2 protein-coding genes are annotated in these 2970 nt (G+C 50.9%); both read right to left on the bottom strand.

Features of this window, described 5'->3' with window-relative positions; all coding sequences use genetic code 11:
- Window positions 1-249: 249 nt before the first annotated feature.
- Window positions 250-1659 carry a YfcC family protein gene (locus AC0UA9_RS17145; protein WP_475661918.1) on the bottom strand — a complete coding sequence of 470 codons (1410 nt, stop codon included), beginning with the start codon at window positions 1657-1659 and terminating at the stop codon, window positions 250-252.
- Window positions 1660-1730: 71 nt separating this feature from the next.
- On the bottom strand, window positions 1731-2970 hold a 1240-nt coding region (locus AC0UA9_RS17150), incomplete at its 5' end, for an allantoate amidohydrolase (protein WP_475661921.1).

Here is a 2970-nt window from a genome sequence, read left to right on the forward strand (position 1 = left end):
GTATTAGCAGACGCCTGGGTATAGGTGACTAGGCCAAGCAGGATCGCAGCAAGAAAGAAAGTAGGTGATTTGGGCATGGCTAACTCGTATGGGGCTTGGTGACTGTGGCCTGTTAAGTGATTATCGGACAATGCATGAATTTCTTTAGCACCGAACCACATAACAGCAAAATGAAGGGAGGAAAATCCTTCTGGATTCTCCCCCCGTCACTGCTGCGTCGAGTGCCAGTTAGCCGCCTAACGACAGTACTTAATAACCTACGTAATAGCCTAATACCAGCGCTGCCCAGCACATAACGTAAACCAGCACTAACAAAGGAGTAATAACACGCAGCCACTGTGCGTAGGAGACCCTACCTAGCGCCAGCATGGCAAGGGTGCCGCCAGACGTTGGTACAATCAGGTTAGTTAAACCATCTCCCACCTGGAAGGACGTGATCATTAACTGACGGCTCATACCAATTAAATCTGCTAAGGGGATCAAAATCGGCATGGTAACCAATGCTTGACCTGACCCGCCCGGAATAAACAGGTTGATCACGCCTTGAATCACACTTGAAGCAACAGCCGCCACGGCGGTAGGCATATCCCCCACCATAGAGCTAAGCGAGTTAACAATCGTATCGATAATCTGGGCATCCTTAAGGATGACCTGAATAGAGGCTGCAACACCAATCACCAAGGCACCGGCGGTTACCGATGAGGCGCCTTCCATCATCTGTCTTACCAGCGCGTTAGCTCCCAGGCCGTTAGCGAGTCCAATAACAATCGCCATCAGCAAGAACATGGCGGCAATTTCATTGATGTACCAACCGCGAGTAAACACACCGATCAGCATAATAATCAGACCAGCAATAAAAATAGCTAAGGTAATGATGTTCTGACGGGTCAAGGTATAGTCTTCGAGACGCTTGGTTAGCTCGGTAGGGTTGTCATCGTGATAGTCCATTTTGACAACGTAACGACAGATAAAAAGCGTCAAGGTAGCCAGGCACGCAACCACCATCAACGTGCGTAACCACCAGCCTGAAAACGTAGGTAATTCACCAATACCCTGCGCGACGCCAACGGTGTATGGATTGATCGGCGACAAAGCGAAGCCAATGCCGATGCCCCCCACGGCCATCACAACACCGACTAAACGAGAGCAGCCAATGGCAGACGCTATCAGTACACCAATGGGTACGAGCGCAATGTTATTTTCGAAACCAACCGCAACGCCAAAGAAGCCATAGATAAAGGTACCAGCAGCAATAATCAGGTTGCGGCTTTTAATGCTATTTTCAGCACCGACGCGATGAACGGCGACACCAATGGCGTTTTCCAGCGCACCTGTCTTTTGCAGAATATGAAACAGCCCGCCAGCAATAAACACGATAAACAGATATTGCGACGCATTAATCAGACCTTGCGGTATAGCGACGAAAATCTTGAAAAAGTGCAGATTCGCAACATCTGACAAATACATGAAAGATTCAGGAATAACTGTCGTACGACCATCGACAGTCTGACGCTCAAACTCTCCTGCGGGCACAATAAACGTCATTAGGTAGGCGGCAACCAAAATGAAGAAAATTAGCACCATCGGGTCCGGTATCTGTTTGTACCACTTACCTGATGCAGGGGCTTTTGTGTCTGAAATTTGCTGTTGTTGGCTCATAATCAACCCTTATGATTTTTGTGGCTTTATGTTGAGCTAGTTGGACAAACGTTGCGATACAAGGCTGCCAGCTATTGCTGTTGGGCGAGTCGCTGACAGGTGTTTAAGAGAACCTCAATGGCAACGCCGAGATCCTCGGGCTTAATAGCTTCGCTAGGGTGGTGGCTGATCCCCCCGCGACAACGCACAAACAGCATGCCGATGTCACACAGGTCGGCCATGGCCAACCCATCATGGCCTGCACCACTGAACAGTACCCGCGGCTCAATTCGCGCATCCTTAAGCGCACTGCGCATGGTGTCGATAAGGTGTTGAGCACATTGAACCGCAGGTTGTTCATAGGTATGACGATGCTCAACGCCAAGATTCAAGGCTTGCAGAGACGCGTCAATTTGGCTTAACAGCTGAGTTCTTGCTTGGCGGCGAAGTGCATCATCCGGCGAGCGCAATTCAATGCTCAAGGTGGTGGTCTGAGGGATAACATTGACGCCGTTAGGTGCGTTCTCAATCTTACCCACGACACCGACGAGTTCACCGGTGCTTTTGCATAACGTATCGACCAGTTGAATAACATGGGCAGCCCCCACCAGTGCATCTTGGCGCATGTGCATAGGCACAGTTCCGGCGTGACCTGCCATGCCCTTGATCGTTATCTCGTGGCGCTCGATCCCAGTAATTGCACTTACTACTCCCAGCGGCACATCAGCCTGCTCAAGCTGAGGCCCCTGCTCGATATGTGCTTCGATAAAAGCAATCACGTCTTCCGATAGATAGCGATCTGCATCGATTCGTTGAGTGTCACAACCGAAGTCAGCCAGCGCCTGCCCAAGCGTTATGTCCTGACTATCGCGGGCTTTAAGCATCTCTGGTTTAAAGGTGCCTGCCAGCACTTTAGAGCCAAGCAAAGTAGAACTGAAGCGTGTCCCCTCTTCGTCGCTAAACGCCACCACATCAATGTGAAAGGGCATTTCGATCGCGTTTTCATACAAGTAGCTAACCAAGGCAAGCGGCAAAATAACGCCCATCATGCCATCGTACTTGCCTCCATTAGGAACTGTGTCCTGATGCGAGCCGAGCAACAGCGTACGGGCACCGGCTTGTGGACTGGCATAACGACCGATCAGGTTCGCGGCGTTATCCATGCGCACAGACATGCCCAGGCTTTTCATCCACGTTGCAAGTTCATCGAGCACAGCGCGGTGTTCAGGGGTGGCGCAGCGTCGGGTAACGCCATCGCGTTCAATATTGTCGGTTTCACTGAACTTAGCGGCATCTTCGTGCCACTTCCACGCCTGTTCTCCGGCCTGGGTT

The sequence above is a fragment of the Colwellia sp. F1 genome (assembly GCF_056238625.1).

Excerpts from the sequence above, each read along its gene's own strand:
- AC0UA9_RS17145 (WP_475661918.1), bottom strand. The coding sequence starts at position 1,659 with ATGAGCCAACAACAGCAAATTTCAGACACAAAAGCCCCTGCATCAGGT.